Raw genomic sequence first — 16,113 nt, 5'->3', positions numbered from 1 at the left:
ACTCCGGGGGCGGCCCGCGCGGCCGCCCCCGCCCCCGAACGCGTCAGCGGCACCCGTCGCCGACGATCTCCTGCACGACACGATCAAGGAGGATCCGTGAGATCACCACAACGAGAAGCCGCTCCGAAGGGGCGGTTGCGGCTGAGGCTGCTGGCCACGGCCGCGCTGACCGCGCTCCTGGTGGCACCCTTCGCCGCCCAGACCTCGTCCGCCGCTGAGGCGGAGCTCATCGTCAACGGCGGCTTCGAGAGCGGCATCAGCAGCTGGTTCGTCAACAACGGCAACGCCGCCGACGCCGGCGCCATCGCGACGACCACGGACGCGCGCACCGGCACCGCCGCAGCGCTCGTCACCGGCCGCACGACCACCGGCGCGGGCGCCATGCAGGACCTCAGCGGCAAGGTCGTCGCCGGCCAGACCTACCAGGTCAAGGCGCAGATCAAGTACGAGAACGCCGCGAGCCCCGCGACCAAGCAGTTCTTCGCCACCATGCACTACGGCGGAGGCACCTACACGAACCTCGCGAGCGTCACCGCCACGAAGGGGCAGTGGGCGACGATCAACGGATCGTTCACCATCCCCGCCGGGCAGAGCGTCGCCACCGCGCGCCTCTTCTTCGAGACGCCGTGGACCGCGACTCCGTCTGCCGCGCCCGAGACGCACCTCATGGACTACAAGCTCGACGACGTCTCGCTGGTCGGAGCGGCGCCGCCCGCGCCCGCCTCGCGCACCATCGAGGTCGTGGGCAAGATCCCGGGCGACCACAACCCGCTCATGGGCTGGAAGTTCGGCGCCGACGGCTTCGGCTTCGTCGAGAACGGCCGCGTGTACATGTACATGACGAACGACACCCAGGGCTACGCTCCGAACCCCGCCACGGGCGTCTCGGCGGGCATCGACTACGGCAAGATCAACCAGATCACCGTGATCTCCTCGGACGACCTCGTCAACTGGACCGACCACGGCGAGATCCAGGTCGCCGGCTCCACCGGAGTCGCGCCCTACACCGGCAACTCGTGGGCTCCCGGCATGGCGAAGAAGACCGTGAACGGCGTCGACAAGTACTTCCTCTACTACGCCAACGGCGGCGGCTCCAGCAACGTGATCACCGGCGACTCGCCGGTGGGCCCGTGGACCAGCCAGCGCACCTCCACGCTCATCAACGCGTCCACCCCGGGCGCCGAGGCGGTCGCGTGGAAGTTCGACCCGGCACCGCTCGTCGATGACGACGGCCAGGGCTACCTGTTCTTCGGAGGCGGACCCGCCTCGACCGCGCTCCCCGCGGCCGAGCGCTTCAACAACCCGAAGAACATCCGCGTGATCGAGCTCGGCGACGACATGATCTCGACCCAGGGCACTTCCGCCGTCGTGGACGCGCCCGTCGCGTTCGAGGCGGCCCAGGTGTTCAAGCGCCAGGACAAGTACTACCTCTCGTACTCGTCCCACTTCGGCGGCAACGACTTCGGCGGCAACCAGACCCGCGAGCCCGGCTACCCGGGCGGCGGCGAGATCGGCTACATGATCTCGGACGACCCGATGTCCTGGCCCAAGGAGAACTACGCCGGCGTGATGTTCCCGAACCAGAGCCGCTTCTTCGGAGCCGGCACCGGCGGCAACAACCACCAGTCGGTCTTCGAGCTGGGCGGCAAGTACTACTTCACCTACCACGCGCCGACGCTCAACAAGCGGATCAACGGCGACACCACCCAGGGGTATCGCAGCCCGCACATCCAGGAGCTGCAGTTCAACGCCGACGGCACGGTGCAGCAGGTGGTCGGCGACTACAAGGGCGTCGACCAGGTGAAGGACTTCGATCCGTACCGCACCTTCCCGGCCGAGACCATCGGCTGGAGCAAGGGCATCGCGACGGCGCCGCTCGGCACCCCCGCCGCGGGCGCGACGCAGAACCTCGTGCTGAAGGACCTCGACAACGGCGACTGGACCGCGCTGTCCGCCGTCGACTTCGGGGACACCGGAGCCGCGACGTTCACCGCGAAGGCCAAGGCGCTGCAGGCCGGCGGCACCGTCACCGTCCGCCTCGACTCCGAGACCGGGCCCGTCGCGGGCACCGTCGCGGTGAACGGGACGACCGGTGAGTGGACCGACGTCAGCGCCGCGCTGACCGGAGCGACCGGAGTGCACGACGTGTTCTTCAGCTACTCCGGACCCTCCGGCGACCTGTTCGAGCTCGACACCTTCGCCTTCACCGAGGGCGAGGCGGCTCCGGCGCTCGACATCACGGCGAGCGCGGCGACCCGCTGCATCGCGGGCAAGGCGATCGTCACCGTCCAGGCGAGCAACGGCTCCGACGTCCCCGTCGGCGTGACCTTCACGTCGACGTCCGGCACGAAGTCGTTCACCTCGGTGGCGCCCGGCAAGACCGTGTCGCACGCCTTCACCACCCGTCAGGCGAACCTGCCCGCCGGTGCGGTGACCGTCGAGGCCACGGCCACGATGAACGGCGCCCCCGTCGAGACGGAGGTGAGCGCTCCGTACGCGGCGCGCCCGTGCTCGTAGCGCACGGCTGAACCACCGGGGAGCGCCCCCGGCCCTGCGGGGCCGGGGGCGCTCCTGCGCGTGCGGGGGGATCTCGATACGCCCCTCCGGGGCTGCTCGATCAGCATGTGCCGGCCGCGCAGCGGGGTGATGAGACCCCGCTGGGTCAGCGGCTGTCGGCCAGGCGCATCGTGCCGCCGGCCTGGGCGGCGAAGGCGCGGGCGGTCGCCGCGATGGTGCGCTGCATGACCCGCGCCGCGGCGGTCGGCGCGAGGTCCGCCGGGCGCGCGAGGCTGATCGTCCGGGTCAGCGTGGGCTTCTCGAGCGTCGGCTCCTCGATGCGGATCGAGCGCAGCCCCGGGCGCCCCTGCAGCACCATCGCCGGGACGACCGCGACGCCCAGGCCCCGCTCGGCGAAGCGCAGCACCGCGTCCATCTCGGCGCCCTCCAGCACCACGTCCGGCTCCAGGCCCGCGGCGGCGAACGCGGCGTCGGTCGTGCGGCGCAGGTCGTAGCTCGAGTTGAAGACGATCTGCGGGAGGCGGGCGACCGCGGCCAGGTCGAGCGCGCCGGTCGCGGCGAGGGGAGGCTCCGCGGCGGAGGAGACCACGACGAGCTCCTCGACGAGCAGCGGCGTCACCGTGAAGGCGCCGGGAGCGGCCGCGGTCGAGGTCGTCACCAGCGCCAGGTCGAGCTCGCCCCGTGCCAGCCGGTCGAAGAGGCTCCGCGACCCGTCCTCGGCGAGGTGCAGCTCCACGGCGGGATGCGCGGAGTGGAACGCGTGCAGCACCTCCGCGACGAGGCTGATGCAGAGCGTCGGCGTCGCGCCGAACCGCACCCGGCCGCGCTCGAGTCCGGCCAGCTCGGCCAGCTCGCGGCGCACCGATCCGGCGTCGGCGAGCATGCGCCGGGCGAGCGGCAGCAGCAGCTCCCCGGCCGGTGTGAGGGTGCTGCCGGAACGCGCCCGGTGGAAGAGCTCGGAGCCGAGGTCCTGCTCCAGCGCGGCGATCCGGCGGCTCAGCGAGGGCTGCGCGAGATGCAGCTCCTCGGCGGCGCGGGTGAAGCTGCCGAGGCGGGCGACCTCGACGAATCCGGTGAGCTGCTCGAGATCCACATGCATACCCTATGCGTATGGCCGTGCCCAGCATTATGCATTGGAGTAATCGAAGCGCCGTGCCTAGCGTGGAGGCATGACCACTTCAGAGACCACCGCACCGGAGCGTCGGATCTCCACCTCCGTCCTCGTCATCGGCACCGGCGGATCGGGCCTGCGCGCCGCGATCGAGCTCGCCGAGGCGGGCGTGGACGTCCTCGCGCTCGGCAAGCGCTCGAAGTCGGACGCGCACACCTCCCTCGCCGCCGGCGGCATCAACGCCGCCCTCGCCACGATGGACCCCGACGACAGCTGGCAGCAGCACGCGGCCGACACCATCACCGAGTCCTACCAGCTCGCCAACCCGCACACTGTCGAGATCGTCACCTCCAACGCCGCCCGCGGCATCCAGGACCTCGAGCGCTACGGCATGCCGTTCGCCCGCGAGGACGACGGCCGCATCTCGCAGCGCTTCTTCGGCGCGCACACCTACCGCCGGACCGCCTTCGCGGGCGACTACACCGGCCTCGAGATCCAGCGCACGCTCGTCAACCGGGCCGCCCAGCTCGAGATCCCGATCCTGGACACCGTGTACGTCACGCGGATCCTCGTCAACGAGGACGGAGCCGTGTTCGGCGCCTACGGCTTCGACCTCGTCGACGGCACCCGCTACCTGATCCACGCCGACGCGGTGATCCTCGCCGCGGGCGGGCACAACCGCATCTGGCGCCGCACCTCCTCCCGCCGGGACGAGAACACGGGCGACTCGTTCCGCCTGGCCGTCGAGGCCGGCGGTCGCCTGCGCGACCCGGAGCTGGTCCAGTTCCACCCGTCGGGCATCATCGAGCCCGAGAACGCGGCGGGCACGCTGATCTCCGAGGCCGCGCGCGGCGAGGGCGGCATCCTTCGCAACGGCCTCGGCGAGCGCTTCATGGGCAAGTACGACGCCGAGCGCCTCGAGCTCTCGACCCGCGACCGCGTCGCCCTCGCCTGCTACACCGAGATCAAGGAGGGTCGCGGCACGCCCAACGGCGGGGTCTGGCTCGACGTCTCGCACCTGCCGCGCGAGACGATCATGACCCGGCTGCCGCGGGTGTACCAGACGATGCTCGAGCTGCAGATGATCGACATCACGAAGGATCCGATCGAGATCGCGCCCACGGCGCACTACTCTATGGGCGGGGTCTGGGTGCGCTCGGACGACCACAGCACCGACGTCCCCGGGCTCTACGCGATCGGAGAGGCCTCCAGCGGACTGCACGGCGCCAACCGCCTCGGCGGCAACTCGCTGATCGAGCTGCTGGTGTTCGGCCGGATCGTCGGGCAGGCGGCGGCGGAGTACTCCGCCTCACTGACCGCCCAGACGCGCTCGGCCGCGTCCGTCCAGGTCGCCCGCGACGAGATCGCCGGCCTGCTCGCGGCCGACGGCACCGAGAACGTCCGCGCTCTGCAGCGCGCGATCCGCAACACGATGACCGAGCACGCCGGAGTCGTCCGCGACGAGGAGGGCCTGCTCGCCGGGCTCGCCGAGCTGGACGCGATCGAGGCGCGCATCGCCGACATCGGCGTGCACCCGGACATCGCCGGCTTCCAGGACCTCGCCCACGCCTTCGACCTCAAGTCGGCCGCGATGGCCGCGCGGGCCACCCTCGAGGCAGCGCTCGAGCGCCGGGAGAGCCGCGGCTGCCACAACCGCAGCGACTACCCGGACATCGACCCGGCCCTCCAGGTGAACCTCGTCTGGTCGCCCTCCGCGGGGATCACGCGCGAGGAGATCCCCGCGGTGCCGGAGGAGATCCAGGCGCTGATCAGCGGCGAGGTCGCCACCGCGGGCAAGCTGCTCGAGTAGCCGGAACCGCGACGGCACGACGCCGGTCGCTCTCACCGCCTGCTCGCCGGGCACCACCGGCGCCCAGGCGCCCCCCGGGATCCTCCTGGGGACCACGGACAAGGTCACCGCCCTGGATCCCGCCGGCTCCTGGGACCTCGGCTCGGCGACGCTGCAGAACCAGGTCTTCTCCTGGCTGCTGACCTCCGCCCCCGGATCGACGGATCCCGTGCCGGACCTCGCGGCCTCGGCCGAGTTCACCGACCCGACCCACTACCGCGTCGCCCTGCGCGAGGACGCCGCCTTCGCCAACGGCAATCCGCTCACCGCCTCGGACGTGGTCTTCACCTTCGAGCGCCAGGTGGCGATCGCCGCTCCGAACGGCCCCTCGTCGCTGCTCTCGGACATGGTCTCGGTCGCGGCGGAGGACGACTCCACCGTCGTCTTCACACTGGCCACCCCGGACAACGCCCTCTGGCCCCAGATCCTCACCAGCCCCGCCGCCGCGATCGTCGACGAGGACGTCTTCTCGGCCGACTCCCTCACCACCGACGACGACATCGTCGCCGGCGACGCCTTCAGCGGGCAGTACTCCATCACGAGCTACACGCTGAACTCGCTCGTGCAGCTCACCCGCAACGACTCCTACGACGGCCTCCTCGGCGCCGCCGCCAACGAGTCCGTGATCGTCCGCTACTACGCGGACGAGAGCAACCTCAAGCTCGACATCCAGCGCGGCGAGATCGCGGTCGCCTACCGCACGCTGAACGCGACCGACACGGAGGACCTCCGCGGCGAGGAGGGCCTGACGGTGCACTCCGGTCCCGGTGCCGAGATGCGCTTCCTGGTCTTCAACCCCGAGACCATGCCCTACGGCTCCGCCACCTCCGAGGCCGACGCCGACAAGGCGCTCGCCGTCCGCACCGCCGTCGCCGACCTGATCGACCGCGACGAGCTGTCGGACCAGGTCTACAAGGGCACCTACGCGCCGGTCTACTCGATCGTCCCCAGCGCCCTGACCGGATCGACGCCGGCGTACGAGCAGGCCTTCGGCGACGGGAGCGGCGGTCCCAGCGCGGACGAGGCCGCCGCCGCGCTCCGGGCGGCCGGGATCACCGGTCCCGTCGACCTCAAGCTGCAGTACAACACCGACCACTACGGCTCCAGCACCTCGGACGAGTACGCGCTCATCAAGAACCAGCTCGAGCGCAGCGGGCTGTTCACGGTCGACCTGCAGTCGACGGAGTGGACGCAGTACGTGAAGGAGAAGTCGACCTCCTACCCGCTCTACCAGCAGGGCTGGTTCGCGGACTACCCGGACTCGGACAACTACCTGAACCTGCTCTACGGCACCGACGAGGCCCCCTCCATCCTCGGCGCCGCCGTGAAGGACGACGCCTACAACGAGGTCGTGCTGCGCGAGCGGAGCCTGGCCCCCGGCGACGAGCGCACCGCGGCGATCGAGGAGGCGCAGCGCCTCGCGGCGGAGAAGGCGATCACCGTGCCGCTCCTCGAGGGCACGGAGACCGTCATCGCCTCCTCCACGATCTCGGGCATCGACGACACGCTCGACGGTTCCGGCCGGTTCCGCTTCGGGCTGCTCCGGAGCGAGTGATCTGGGCGCGCTGATCGGCCGGACGGGCCGCGGCGCCGCAGAGCGGGAGACCCTCGGCGGCCGCCGCGGCCCGTCCGTGCGTCCGGGGGCGGCTCTGCGAGGACGGCTCTGCGAGGACGGGGCACCCGGATCGATCAGCGCGCCAGCGCCGCCAGCTCCGCCCGGGTGCGGGCCCCGGCCTTGCGCAGCAGGTTCGACACGTGGAACTTCACGGTGTTGCCGCTGATGCCGAGGTCGTCCGCGATCCGCTGGTTCGAGGCGCCGAGCGTGATCAGGTTCAGCACCTCCCGCTCGCGGGCGCTGAGCTCGGCGAGGTCGAGCCCGTCGGGCTGCGCCGGCGGATCGAGGGGGAGGCGGATCGACAGGGTCGACCCCCAGCCCGCGGTCGACGCGACCGAGAGCTCCCCGTCGAGCCCGCGGACGCGCTCGGCGATCGGGCGCAGGGCGTCGTCGCGGGTCGTCAGCTCGCCCCGGCCGTCGTCGCGGATCTCGATGAGCAGGTTGAGCCCGTCGCAGTCCCACTGGATCCGCACCCGGCGCGTCTGCTCCGACTCCACGAAGGCCAGCACGGCGCTCCGCACGATCGCGCGGGCGGCGTGCGCCACCTCGCCGGGGAGGGCGCGCCCGGTGGCGGGCGGCTCGACGAACTGCACGTCGAGGTCGCCGAAGCGCACGAGCGGGCGCAGGTCGCTCCGGAGCCGCGCGAACGCGCCCACGACGGGCTCCAGCATCGCGCTGCGCTGCTCGTCCGAGGCGGTGCGCAGCTCGACCAGGGCGTTCGCGGCGATGTCGATCGCGACGGTGCGGGCCGCACGGTCGTCGAGGCGCTCGGCGCGCAGGGCGGCGAGCACCGACTCCAGCGCCACCGCGTGCCGGTCGGCCTGCTCGGCCACCGTGCGGGCGTGCTGCTGCAGCAGGGTGCGGGAGGCGGGGGACTCGGCGGGATCCATCCCCCGAACCTACCCGTCCTACCCGCGAGCGGCACCGCCCACCCGATCGGGTAGGTAGACCTCCTCGATCAGGTGGCGCGCGGATCCGGTCGCCGGGCGCACTGTGGACCCATGCCCGCTGACGACCGCACCACCGACCCCGCAGAGGCGCTCGCCGTGATCGCCGCCGAGGTGTCCGCCGCGACCGCCTCGCTGACGACCGACCGGCTCGAGCCCGTCCTCGAGCTGCTCGCCGGCGCCGACCGCGTCTTCGTCCACGGCGCCGGCCGCTCCGGCCTCGCCCTGCGGATGACCGCCATGCGCCTCATGCACCTCGGACTCGTCGTGCACGTGGTCGGCGACGTGACGACCCCGGCGATCCGCGGCGGCGACGTGCTGCTCACCGCGAGCGGCTCCGGCACCACCGGGGGCATCGTCCGCGCCGCGCAGGCCGCCGTCGACGCCGGAGCGCGGGTCGCGGCGATCACGACCGCCGCCGACTCCCCGCTGGCCGGGCTCGCCTCCGCCGTGGTGGTCGTGCCCGCCGCCGACAAGCTCGACCGCTCCGGGGCCGCCTCGGCGCAGTACTCCGGCGGGCTCTTCGAGCAGGTCGTCGTGCTCACCGGCGACGCCCTGTTCCACGCGCTCTGGCAGCGGCGCGGCGACAGCGCCGACGAGCTCTGGCCGCGCCACGCGAACCTCGAATGACCCGACTCCCCACCTCGACAGGAAGAAGAACCCCGTGAAGCTCCAGTTCGCCATGGACACCCTCAGCACCGACGCCGCCCTCGAGCTCGCCGCTGCCGCCGCCCCGCACGTCGACATCCTCGAGCTGGGCACCCCGCTCATCAAGAGCGCCGGCCTCTCCGCCATCACCGCCATCAAGGAGGCGCACCCCGACAAGACGGTCTTCGCCGACCTCAAGACGATGGACGCGGGCGAGCTCGAGGCCGACATGGCCTTCGCGGCCGGCGCCGACCTCGTGACGGTCCTCGGCGTCGCCGGCGACAGCACCATCGCCGGCGCGATCGCCGCCGGGAGGAAGCACGGCAAGGGCGTCGTCGTCGACCTCATCGGCGTGCCCGACAAGGCCGCCCGCGCCCGCGAGGTCGTCGCCCTCGGCGCCGAGTTCGTCGAGATGCACGCCGGTCTGGACGAGCAGGCGGAGGAGGGCTTCACCTTCGAGACCCTGCTGCGCGACGGCGAGTCCTCGGGCGTGCCGTTCTCGGTCGCGGGCGGCGTGAGCACCGCCACCATCGAGTCGGTGCAGCGCGCCGGCGCCCTCGTGGCCGTCGCGGGCGGGGCCATCTACGGCGCCCCGGACGTCGGCGAGGCCGCCGCGGCCCTCCGCGCCGCCATCGTCTGACCCGTCGGCGCCGCCGCCCCCGAGGCCCGCTGATCCGGGTCGCGAGGGCGGCGGCGCCCTCGTTCCGCGCGCGAGGCGGCAGCGCATCCCCGCCGGACGCCCGGCCCCTCTCGACTCGCCGACGGCGCGGTCCTACAGTGGCTGCGACGACCCTCGACTCCCGCCGCGGGACCGACGGCGCCGTCGCGAGCGGAGGGAAGCCGTGTCCTCGACCGCCCCCGTGCCCGGACCCGCCGTCGACGCCTCGACGAGGCTCCGCGACTTCCACCAGATCCTCCTCAACACCGCCGTAGCGAACGTGACGACGAGCTTCCTCTGGTTCGCGCTCACGTTCTGGGTGTACCTCGAAACGCGCTCCGTCCTGGCGACCGGGATCATCGGCGGCGCCTACATGCTGCTCGTCGCGGTCTTCGCGATGGCGTTCGGCACGATCGTGGACCGGCACCGCAAGTTCCGCGTCATGGTCTTCGCCGGCGCGGTCACGCTGGTGTCCTTCGGCGTCGCGGGCGGCCTCTTCCTCGCGCTGCCCGAGGCGGCGCTCCTGGACTTCCGCGCCCCCTGGTTCTGGGTGTTCTCGGGCACGATCCTCTTCGGCGCCGTCATCGAGAACATGCGCAACATCGCCCTGTCCACGACGGTGACCCTGCTGGTCCCGGTCGAGGGGCACGCCCGCGCGAACGGCCTCGTCGGCACGGTCCAGGGCCTCGCCTTCGTGGTGACGAGCGTGTTCAGCGGGCTCGCCATCGGCCTGCTCGGCATGGGGTGGACGCTGGTGATCGCGATCGGCCTCTCCACCGCCGCGCTCCTGCACCTCCTCTTCCTGCGCATCCCGGAGGACCGGCCCGCGCCGACGGGGGAGAGGGCGCCGCTGATCGATCTCCGCGGCAGCATCACCGCGGTGCGGGCGGCGACCGGGCTGTTCGCGCTCATCGTCTTCTCGACGTTCAACAACCTGATCGGCGGCGTCTACATGGCGCTGATGGACCCGTACGGCCTCGAGCTGTTCCCGGTCGAGCTGTGGGGCGTGGTGCTCGGAGTGACGGCGACCGGCTTCGTCATCGGCGGTCTGCTCGTCGCGAGGTTCGGCCTCGGGAGGAACCCCATCCGGACGATGCTGCTGCTCGTGATGGCGATGGGCCTGATCGGCGCGGTCTTCACCCTCCGCGACTGGTGGTGGCTCTACGCCGGCGGCATCTGGATCTACATGACCCTGATCCCGGCGGTCGAGGCCGCCGAGCAGACGGTGATCCAGAAGGTCGTCCCCTTCGAGACCCAGGGGCGCGTCTTCGGCTTCGCGGCGGCGTTCGAGTCGGCCGCCGCTCCGATCACGTCGTTCCTCATCGCCCCGATCGCCGAGTTCGCGCTCATCCCGTACATGGAGTCGCCGGCCGGGCGCTCGGCGTTCGGCGGGCTGCTCGGCGACGGCATCGGCCGGGGGATCGCGCTGGTGTTCCTGGTCGGCGGAGTCGTCATGATCATCGCGGCCGGCGCGGCGATGCTCACCCGCTCCTACCGCGTCATGTCGGCGCAGTACCTGCGGGAGGCCGCGGCGAGCGGGGAGGCGGAGCCCGTCGGCACGGAGGCGCCGGAGACGCACCGGACCGCGCCGAGCACCGTCGAGCAGAACCGCTAGCGCCCGCAGACGCCGCCCGTCATGCGCCTCCGGGGGGTCCGGCGGACCGGACGGCGCGGACACGAGGAAGACGTGCCGGACGCCCCCTCCCCAGGGTGCGGCGTCCGGCACGTCGGCTGCGACCACCCGGTCGAGGGGCCCTCCTCGACTCCCGAGCGCTCCGCTGCCCCGCGCCTCCGGAGGGAGACATCGGGGCATGCGGCGCCGGCGGGGTGGAGGGCTCTGGTTCCCCGCCCCGCCGGCGCCGGCCGCCCGCGAGGGGCGGCGAGGATGCTCGTTCGGGCGTGCCTCGAGTGACGGCTACATGCCGTCACTGAGCATGGACTGCACCAGCTTCACGTGGCGATCGAGGTTCAGCTGGCTGAACTCGCTGTTGTAGTTGAGGCCGTAGTTCAAGATGTGACCCGGGGTGCACTGGATTGTCGCGTCCGGTCCGTCCCAGGTGCGCAGCAGTGCCAGGGCCGAGTCCCAGCTGCTGTTCTCGCAGTTCGTGTTGAAGGTGGTCGACGTGCCCAAGCCCACGGTGTGCGAGATCTCGTGCATGGCGGTGCCCTCCACCATGTAGACGCGCTCCTTGCCGAAGCGGATCTGGCCGTAGATGTTCGCATCGGCCGTCGGGGTTCCGGGGCTGTACGAGACGGTCAGGGAGCGGGAGATGTTGCTGAGGCGGTTGTAGCGGGCCACGGCGCGGTCCATCGCGTCGGTGATGCGGGCGTAGGCGTCGGCCTCGTCAGCGGTCGGGCTCGCGACGCGGTTCAGCGTCCAGGTGATCTTCTGCACGGTCGGATCGGTCAGTGCCCAGCGCTGGGCCTTGGAGCCGGTGCAGGTCCACTGCTGAATGGGGGAGCCGTCGAGCTGGCGGAAGTCCTTGTTGTCGAGGCAGAGGTCGCTGTGCCGATTGGCGATCTCGGCGTAGCCTCCGCCGACGGAGGTGATCCGCCACTGCTGGGCGGTGCTGCCGTTGCAGCTCCACTGCCGCACCTCCGAGCCCGGGGTGGTGCCGAAGTCGAAGTTGTCGAGGCAGAGGTTGCTGAAGGTGTTCTTGATCTCGGCGTAGCCTGTGCCGAGGTCGGTGACCTGCCAGCGCTGGTTGCTCCCCTCGGTGCAGCTCCACTGCCGCACCTCGGCTCCGGGCTGAGTGCCGAAGTCGAAGTCGTCGAGACACATGCTGCTGTGCTGGTTGCGGATCTCCTGCGCCGATCCGAGGCCGACCGGGGCGGTGGCTGCAGAGGCGGGCGAGCTGATGCCGAAGGTCGTGATGCCGACGACGGCCGCGATCAGGGCGCCGATCAGGCGCTTGGAGGGGTGGGACTTCGTTGTCCGGGACATGGGTGCCTTTCACAGACATCCGGCGTCCCCGAAGGGACGCGGGTGAGGGTCGCAGGAAGGAGCCGTGTCCGAAGGGGTCGGAGCACGGCAGAGGATGCGCCGGAGCGACCGGGATGGTGATCCGGTCGTCCCGCCGCGGGACGCGTCAGCGCCGACGCTCCGAGTGGGATGGGAAGCTGATCACGACCTGCATGTTGACGTGGACAACCATCGACCGGTCGCGGAGCCGGTGTCAAGTGCCGGTCTCGAGCGGATCCGGTCCGAGCCCCGCCGGGCGAGGGTGATCCGTCCACGCGGATCCCCGTGCTCCCAGGGAGAGAGCGCTCACACCCGCCGTCGCTGCGGCATCGCCCGGGAATCCGCCATTGTTACCGTTAACAAAAGTCGGTACGGTGTCACCTGAAGTGGGCAAGCGCGTCCTCGCGCCTCGCGTCCCACTCCGACCGGTTCGAAGGCGAACCTGAGAGGAACGTCGATGATGACGACAGCACCACCCTCCCGCCGCACCCTCCCGCCGCAGGCCCACGCCCGGCCCCGATGACTGTCGGCCCGGCCGACACCTCCCACGCGGTGACCGCGGTCGGCGCCCGCAGCGCGCGACGTCTCGTCCTCGCACCCACGTCGACCTCCGCCTCCCGATCACGGGTCGCCAGGCCCGCGTCCCGGGCCGCCTTCCGGCGATTCCCTCCCCGCCAGACGGACGCCGGACTCACCACTCCGCCGGCCGATCGCGCGGGCTCCGTCCTCCCCCTCCGACCCCTCACCTGAAGGACCCCCCATGTCACGAACCCCCCGGCAGGAGCGCACCCGGCGCTCACGCCTCCCCCGAGCGGGCGCCGCGCTGACGCTCGCCATCGCCTGCCTCGGCGGCGTCCTCGGACCGATCGGCGCCGCCGGCGCCGCAGAGACCGTCCCCGCTCCCGCGCTGCAGTACTCGTTCGACGGCATCGGCGCGACGCTCGCCAACGGAGCCGTCGTCGCCGACTCCGCTCCGGGCAACCACCCCGGCACCCTGATCAACTCCGGCGCGACCAGCGTCGCGGGTCCCTCCGGCGCCTCCACCGACCGCGCTCTCTCGCTCCCGGGCGGATCGAGCACGTCGGCCGCGCCGCACGTCCGGATCGCCCCGGGCCTGATCCCCGCCGGCACCCAGGACGTCACGATGTCCGCCTGGCTGCGCTGGAGCGGTGCTCCGGACTGCACCTGGCCCTTCACGCTCGGCTCCAGCGTCGACTCCCACGTCCTCTCCACCACGAAGTGCGGACCGGCCGGCTTCGGCGCGATCAAGAGCGGCTCCGAGGTGCGGGCCGCAGGCAACACTCCGGTCGCCGCGAACCGCTGGGTGCACATGGCGGTCGTCGTCAAGGGCGGCCAGTCGGTCTCGACCTACTTCGACGGAGCTCTCGTCGGCCAGGGCAGCACGACCTTCACCGCCGCCTCGGCGATCGGCACCTCCACGTTCTCCGGCTTCCTCGGCAAGTCCTTCTACGGCGCGGACGCCTACTGGGCCGGCGCGATCGACGACATGCAGGTCTGGACCTCCGCGCTCACCGCCGGCCAGGTGCAGCAGAGCGCCGCGTCCGTGCACTCGGTGCTCGCGAACCAGGACGCCGCCGTCTCGCTCGGTGACACCTCGAACGTCACCTCGAACCTCACTCTCCCCACGACCGGCGCCAACGGCTCCACGATCACCTGGACGTCGAGCGCCCCCGGCGTCGTCAGCACCAGCGGCGTCGTCACCCGGCCCGCCGCGGGCAGCCCGGACGCCACCGTCACGCTGACCCCGACCGCCGTCCACGGCGGCATCACCGTCGTCGGCCGAGCGACCACCGTGTTCGTCCCGGCGTACGCCGCCGGTGACAGCGCCGAGGCCGAGCTCGCCCGGGCCGTCGCCGACGGCATCGCCAACGATCCCGCCCTCGCCGGACCGGTGCGCGGCAGCCTGAACCTGCCCTCGACCGGAGCCGACGTCGCCACCACCGCCGCGCGCGCGAACAGCGCCAGCGCCGTGGTGACCTGGACCTCGTCGAACGAGGCCGTCATCACCTCCGCCGACAAGGGCACTGCGCCGAACGTCGTCGCGAAGGGCTCGCTCACGCGTCCGTCCGCCGACACCACCGTCACCCTCACCGCGACGGTCACGGTCCCCGGCACCACGCCCCTCGTCCGGACCCTCACGCGCACCGTTCCGGCCGCGGCCCCCGTCGCCGCGAGCGACCTCGACGCGTACTTGTTCGCGTACTTCACCGGCGACAGCATCGAGGGCGAGAAGATCCGCTTCGCGACCTCCGACGGCAACGACTCGCTCAAGTGGAAGACCCTGAACGACGCGCAGCCGATCCTCACCTCGACCCTGGGCACGAAGGGCCTGCGCGACCCGTTCATCTTCCGCTCGAAGGAGGGCGACCGCTTCTTCCTGATGGCCACCGACCTCTCCGTCGGCACCACCGGCTTCGGCGGCTCGACCAACCGCGGCAGCCGCTACCTCGAGATCTGGGAGTCCACGGACCTCGTCAACTGGGGCCAGCAGCGCCACGTCGAGGTCAACCTGCCCAACGCGGGCATGACCTGGGCGCCGGAGGCCACCTACGACCCCACCATCGACGCGTACGTCGTCTACTGGACCTCGGCCCTCTTCACCGACAGCACCCGCAACGTCGAGGACGGCAACGGACCCCAGATCCTCACCTCCACCACCCGCGACTTCCGGGAGTTCACCACCCCCGAGGTCTGGTTCAAGGCCGCCGACGTCCCCTCGCTCAACAGCCGCAACGGGCTGATCGACGCCACGATGCTCAAGGACGGCGACACCTACTACCGCTTCACGAAGGCGACCGAGACCAGCGGCTGCCCCTCGCCCGACATCATCGGACAGAAGTCGACGAACCTCCGCGCCACCACCGCCTCCGGAGCGTGGAGCCTCATCGACACCTGCATCGGCCGCACCGCCGGAACGCCGGAGGTCGAGGGTCCCGAGATCTTCAAGACCAACGAGGGCGACCGGTCCGGGTACAAGTACTTCCTCTGGACCGACAACTACGGCGGACGCGGCTACATCCCGCTCGGCACGAACTCGCTCGAGGGCGACATCCAGTGGACGATCCCCAGCAGCTTCTCGCTGCCGACCTCGCCCCGCCACGGATCCGTCGTCTCCATCACCGCGAAGGAGCGCGACGGGCTCGCCGCGAAGTGGAACCCGTCGCTCCTGGTGACCTCGATCGACGCCGTGGCGCGGACCGTGCAGGCCGGATCGACCACCGTCGACCTGCCCGCCACGGTGGGCGCGACGTTCAAGGACGGTCACCGCGAGACGGTCGCCGTGACGTGGGAGACGGCCGATCTCAGCTCGCTGAAGAAGGCGGGCGACACCGTGCAGGTACGCGGACAGCTCGCCAACTCGGCAGCGACGCCGGCCATCGCCACCATCACCGCCACGGCTCCTCCCGGACCGTCGCTGACGGCCTCGGCCGCGAGCCGCTGCGTCGCCGGCAAGGTGACGGTCACCGCGACCGGCACCAACACGAGCGGCTCCACGGTCGAGATGACCGTCGGCTCGCAGTGGGGGAGCAGGACCTTCACCGGGGTCGCTCCCGGCAAGTCCGTCTCCGCCGCCTTCACCACCCGGGCGACCTCGGTCGCCGCGGGCGAGGTGAGCGTCACCTCGAAGGACGCGAACGGCACGAGGACGGCCGCCGCGCCGTACTCGGCGCTCACCTGCCGCTAGGCCGGTGACAGGGGAGGGGCGGCGTCGAGCCGCCCCTCCCCTGACCTCCTCCGTTCCGGGGCCTCCGGCCACCGGAGCAGGGGAGCACGGACCCTGGGTC

General features: G+C 71.8%; 10 protein-coding genes. 7 read left to right on the top strand and 3 right to left on the bottom strand.

The window, feature by feature from the left end; all coding sequences use genetic code 11:
* The first annotated feature begins 96 nt into the window (after positions 1 to 96).
* Positions 97 to 2,517 (top strand): family 43 glycosylhydrolase, encoded by a 2,421-nt coding sequence (locus C5C82_RS09605; protein WP_219812464.1) that lies wholly within the window; start codon positions 97 to 99, stop codon positions 2,515 to 2,517.
* Between the two features lie 145 nt (positions 2,518 to 2,662).
* Here C5C82_RS09605 and C5C82_RS09600 read toward each other — a convergent pair whose 3' ends face one another.
* Positions 2,663 to 3,616 carry a LysR family transcriptional regulator gene (locus tag C5C82_RS09600; RefSeq protein ID WP_104224383.1) on the bottom strand — a complete coding sequence of 318 codons (954 nt, stop codon included), beginning with the start codon at positions 3,614 to 3,616 and terminating at the stop codon, positions 2,663 to 2,665.
* A 70-nt stretch (positions 3,617 to 3,686) separates the two neighbouring features.
* On the opposite strand from C5C82_RS09600, the gene C5C82_RS09595 reads away from it, so the two are divergent.
* Together C5C82_RS09595 and C5C82_RS09590 are read left to right on the top strand one after the other, a co-directional pair.
* Positions 3,687 to 5,438 (top strand): L-aspartate oxidase, encoded by a 1,752-nt coding sequence (locus C5C82_RS09595; protein ID WP_104354973.1) that lies wholly within the window; start codon positions 3,687 to 3,689, stop codon positions 5,436 to 5,438.
* Positions 5,439 to 5,646: 208 nt separating this feature from the next.
* The gene (locus tag C5C82_RS09590; protein WP_258066058.1) at positions 5,647 to 7,032 is read left to right on the top strand and encodes an ABC transporter substrate-binding protein; all 1,386 of its coding nucleotides are present in this window, start codon (positions 5,647 to 5,649) and stop codon (positions 7,030 to 7,032) included.
* Between the two features lie 134 nt (positions 7,033 to 7,166).
* Here C5C82_RS09590 and C5C82_RS09585 read toward each other — a convergent pair whose 3' ends face one another.
* Positions 7,167 to 7,982, bottom strand: a complete 816-nt coding sequence (locus C5C82_RS09585; RefSeq protein WP_104239653.1) for a response regulator transcription factor family protein — start codon at positions 7,980 to 7,982, stop codon at positions 7,167 to 7,169.
* A 111-nt stretch (positions 7,983 to 8,093) separates the two neighbouring features.
* Between C5C82_RS09585 and hxlB the strand changes: the two genes are divergently transcribed.
* From hxlB to C5C82_RS09570, 3 genes are all read left to right on the top strand, one after another.
* Positions 8,094 to 8,669: a 6-phospho-3-hexuloisomerase gene (gene hxlB, locus C5C82_RS09580; RefSeq protein ID WP_104249685.1), complete on the top strand. Its 576-nt coding sequence runs from the start codon at positions 8,094 to 8,096 to the stop codon at positions 8,667 to 8,669.
* A gap of 34 nt (positions 8,670 to 8,703) precedes the next feature.
* Positions 8,704 to 9,327, top strand: coding sequence for a 3-hexulose-6-phosphate synthase (gene hxlA, locus C5C82_RS09575; protein WP_104224387.1), 624 nt, complete (start codon positions 8,704 to 8,706; stop codon positions 9,325 to 9,327).
* 202 nt (positions 9,328 to 9,529) lie between these two features.
* A complete protein-coding gene (locus tag C5C82_RS09570) occupies positions 9,530 to 10,960 on the top strand; it encodes an MFS transporter (protein WP_104354971.1) in 1,431 nt (476 codons plus the stop codon).
* Positions 10,961 to 11,260: 300 nt separating this feature from the next.
* Here the strand turns inward: C5C82_RS09570 and C5C82_RS09565 are convergent, their stop codons facing one another.
* Positions 11,261 to 12,289 (bottom strand): RICIN domain-containing protein, encoded by a 1,029-nt coding sequence (locus tag C5C82_RS09565; protein WP_104354970.1) that lies wholly within the window; start codon positions 12,287 to 12,289, stop codon positions 11,261 to 11,263.
* A gap of 778 nt (positions 12,290 to 13,067) precedes the next feature.
* On the opposite strand from C5C82_RS09565, the gene C5C82_RS09560 reads away from it, so the two are divergent.
* On the top strand, positions 13,068 to 16,013 hold the full coding sequence (locus tag C5C82_RS09560; RefSeq protein ID WP_104354969.1) for an immunoglobulin-like domain-containing protein: 2,946 nt from the start codon (positions 13,068 to 13,070) through the stop codon (positions 16,011 to 16,013).
* Positions 16,014 to 16,113 lie beyond the last annotated feature (100 nt).

Origin of the sequence: Rathayibacter sp. AY1D5 (assembly GCF_002932515.1) — a bacterium.
In the GTDB taxonomy this organism is placed as follows: Bacteria; Actinomycetota; Actinomycetes; order Actinomycetales; family Microbacteriaceae; genus Rathayibacter.
This window is presented reverse-complemented; position numbering and strand designations above follow the sequence as displayed.

What these genes read in the sequence shown, in the direction of transcription:
- hxlB (WP_104249685.1), top strand. Translation starts at nt 8,094, where the DNA reads ATGCCCGCTGACGACCGCACCACCGACCCCGCAGAGGCGCTCGCCGTG.
- C5C82_RS09585 (WP_104239653.1), bottom strand. Translation starts at nt 7,982, where the DNA reads ATGGATCCCGCCGAGTCCCCCGCCTCCCGCACCCTGCTGCAGCAGCAC.
- C5C82_RS09565 (WP_104354970.1), bottom strand. Translation starts at nt 12,289, where the DNA reads ATGTCCCGGACAACGAAGTCCCACCCCTCCAAGCGCCTGATCGGCGCC.
- C5C82_RS09560 (WP_104354969.1), top strand. Translation starts at nt 13,068, where the DNA reads ATGTCACGAACCCCCCGGCAGGAGCGCACCCGGCGCTCACGCCTCCCC.
- C5C82_RS09595 (WP_104354973.1), top strand. Translation starts at nt 3,687, where the DNA reads ATGACCACTTCAGAGACCACCGCACCGGAGCGTCGGATCTCCACCTCC.
- C5C82_RS09600 (WP_104224383.1), bottom strand. Translation starts at nt 3,616, where the DNA reads ATGCATGTGGATCTCGAGCAGCTCACCGGATTCGTCGAGGTCGCCCGC.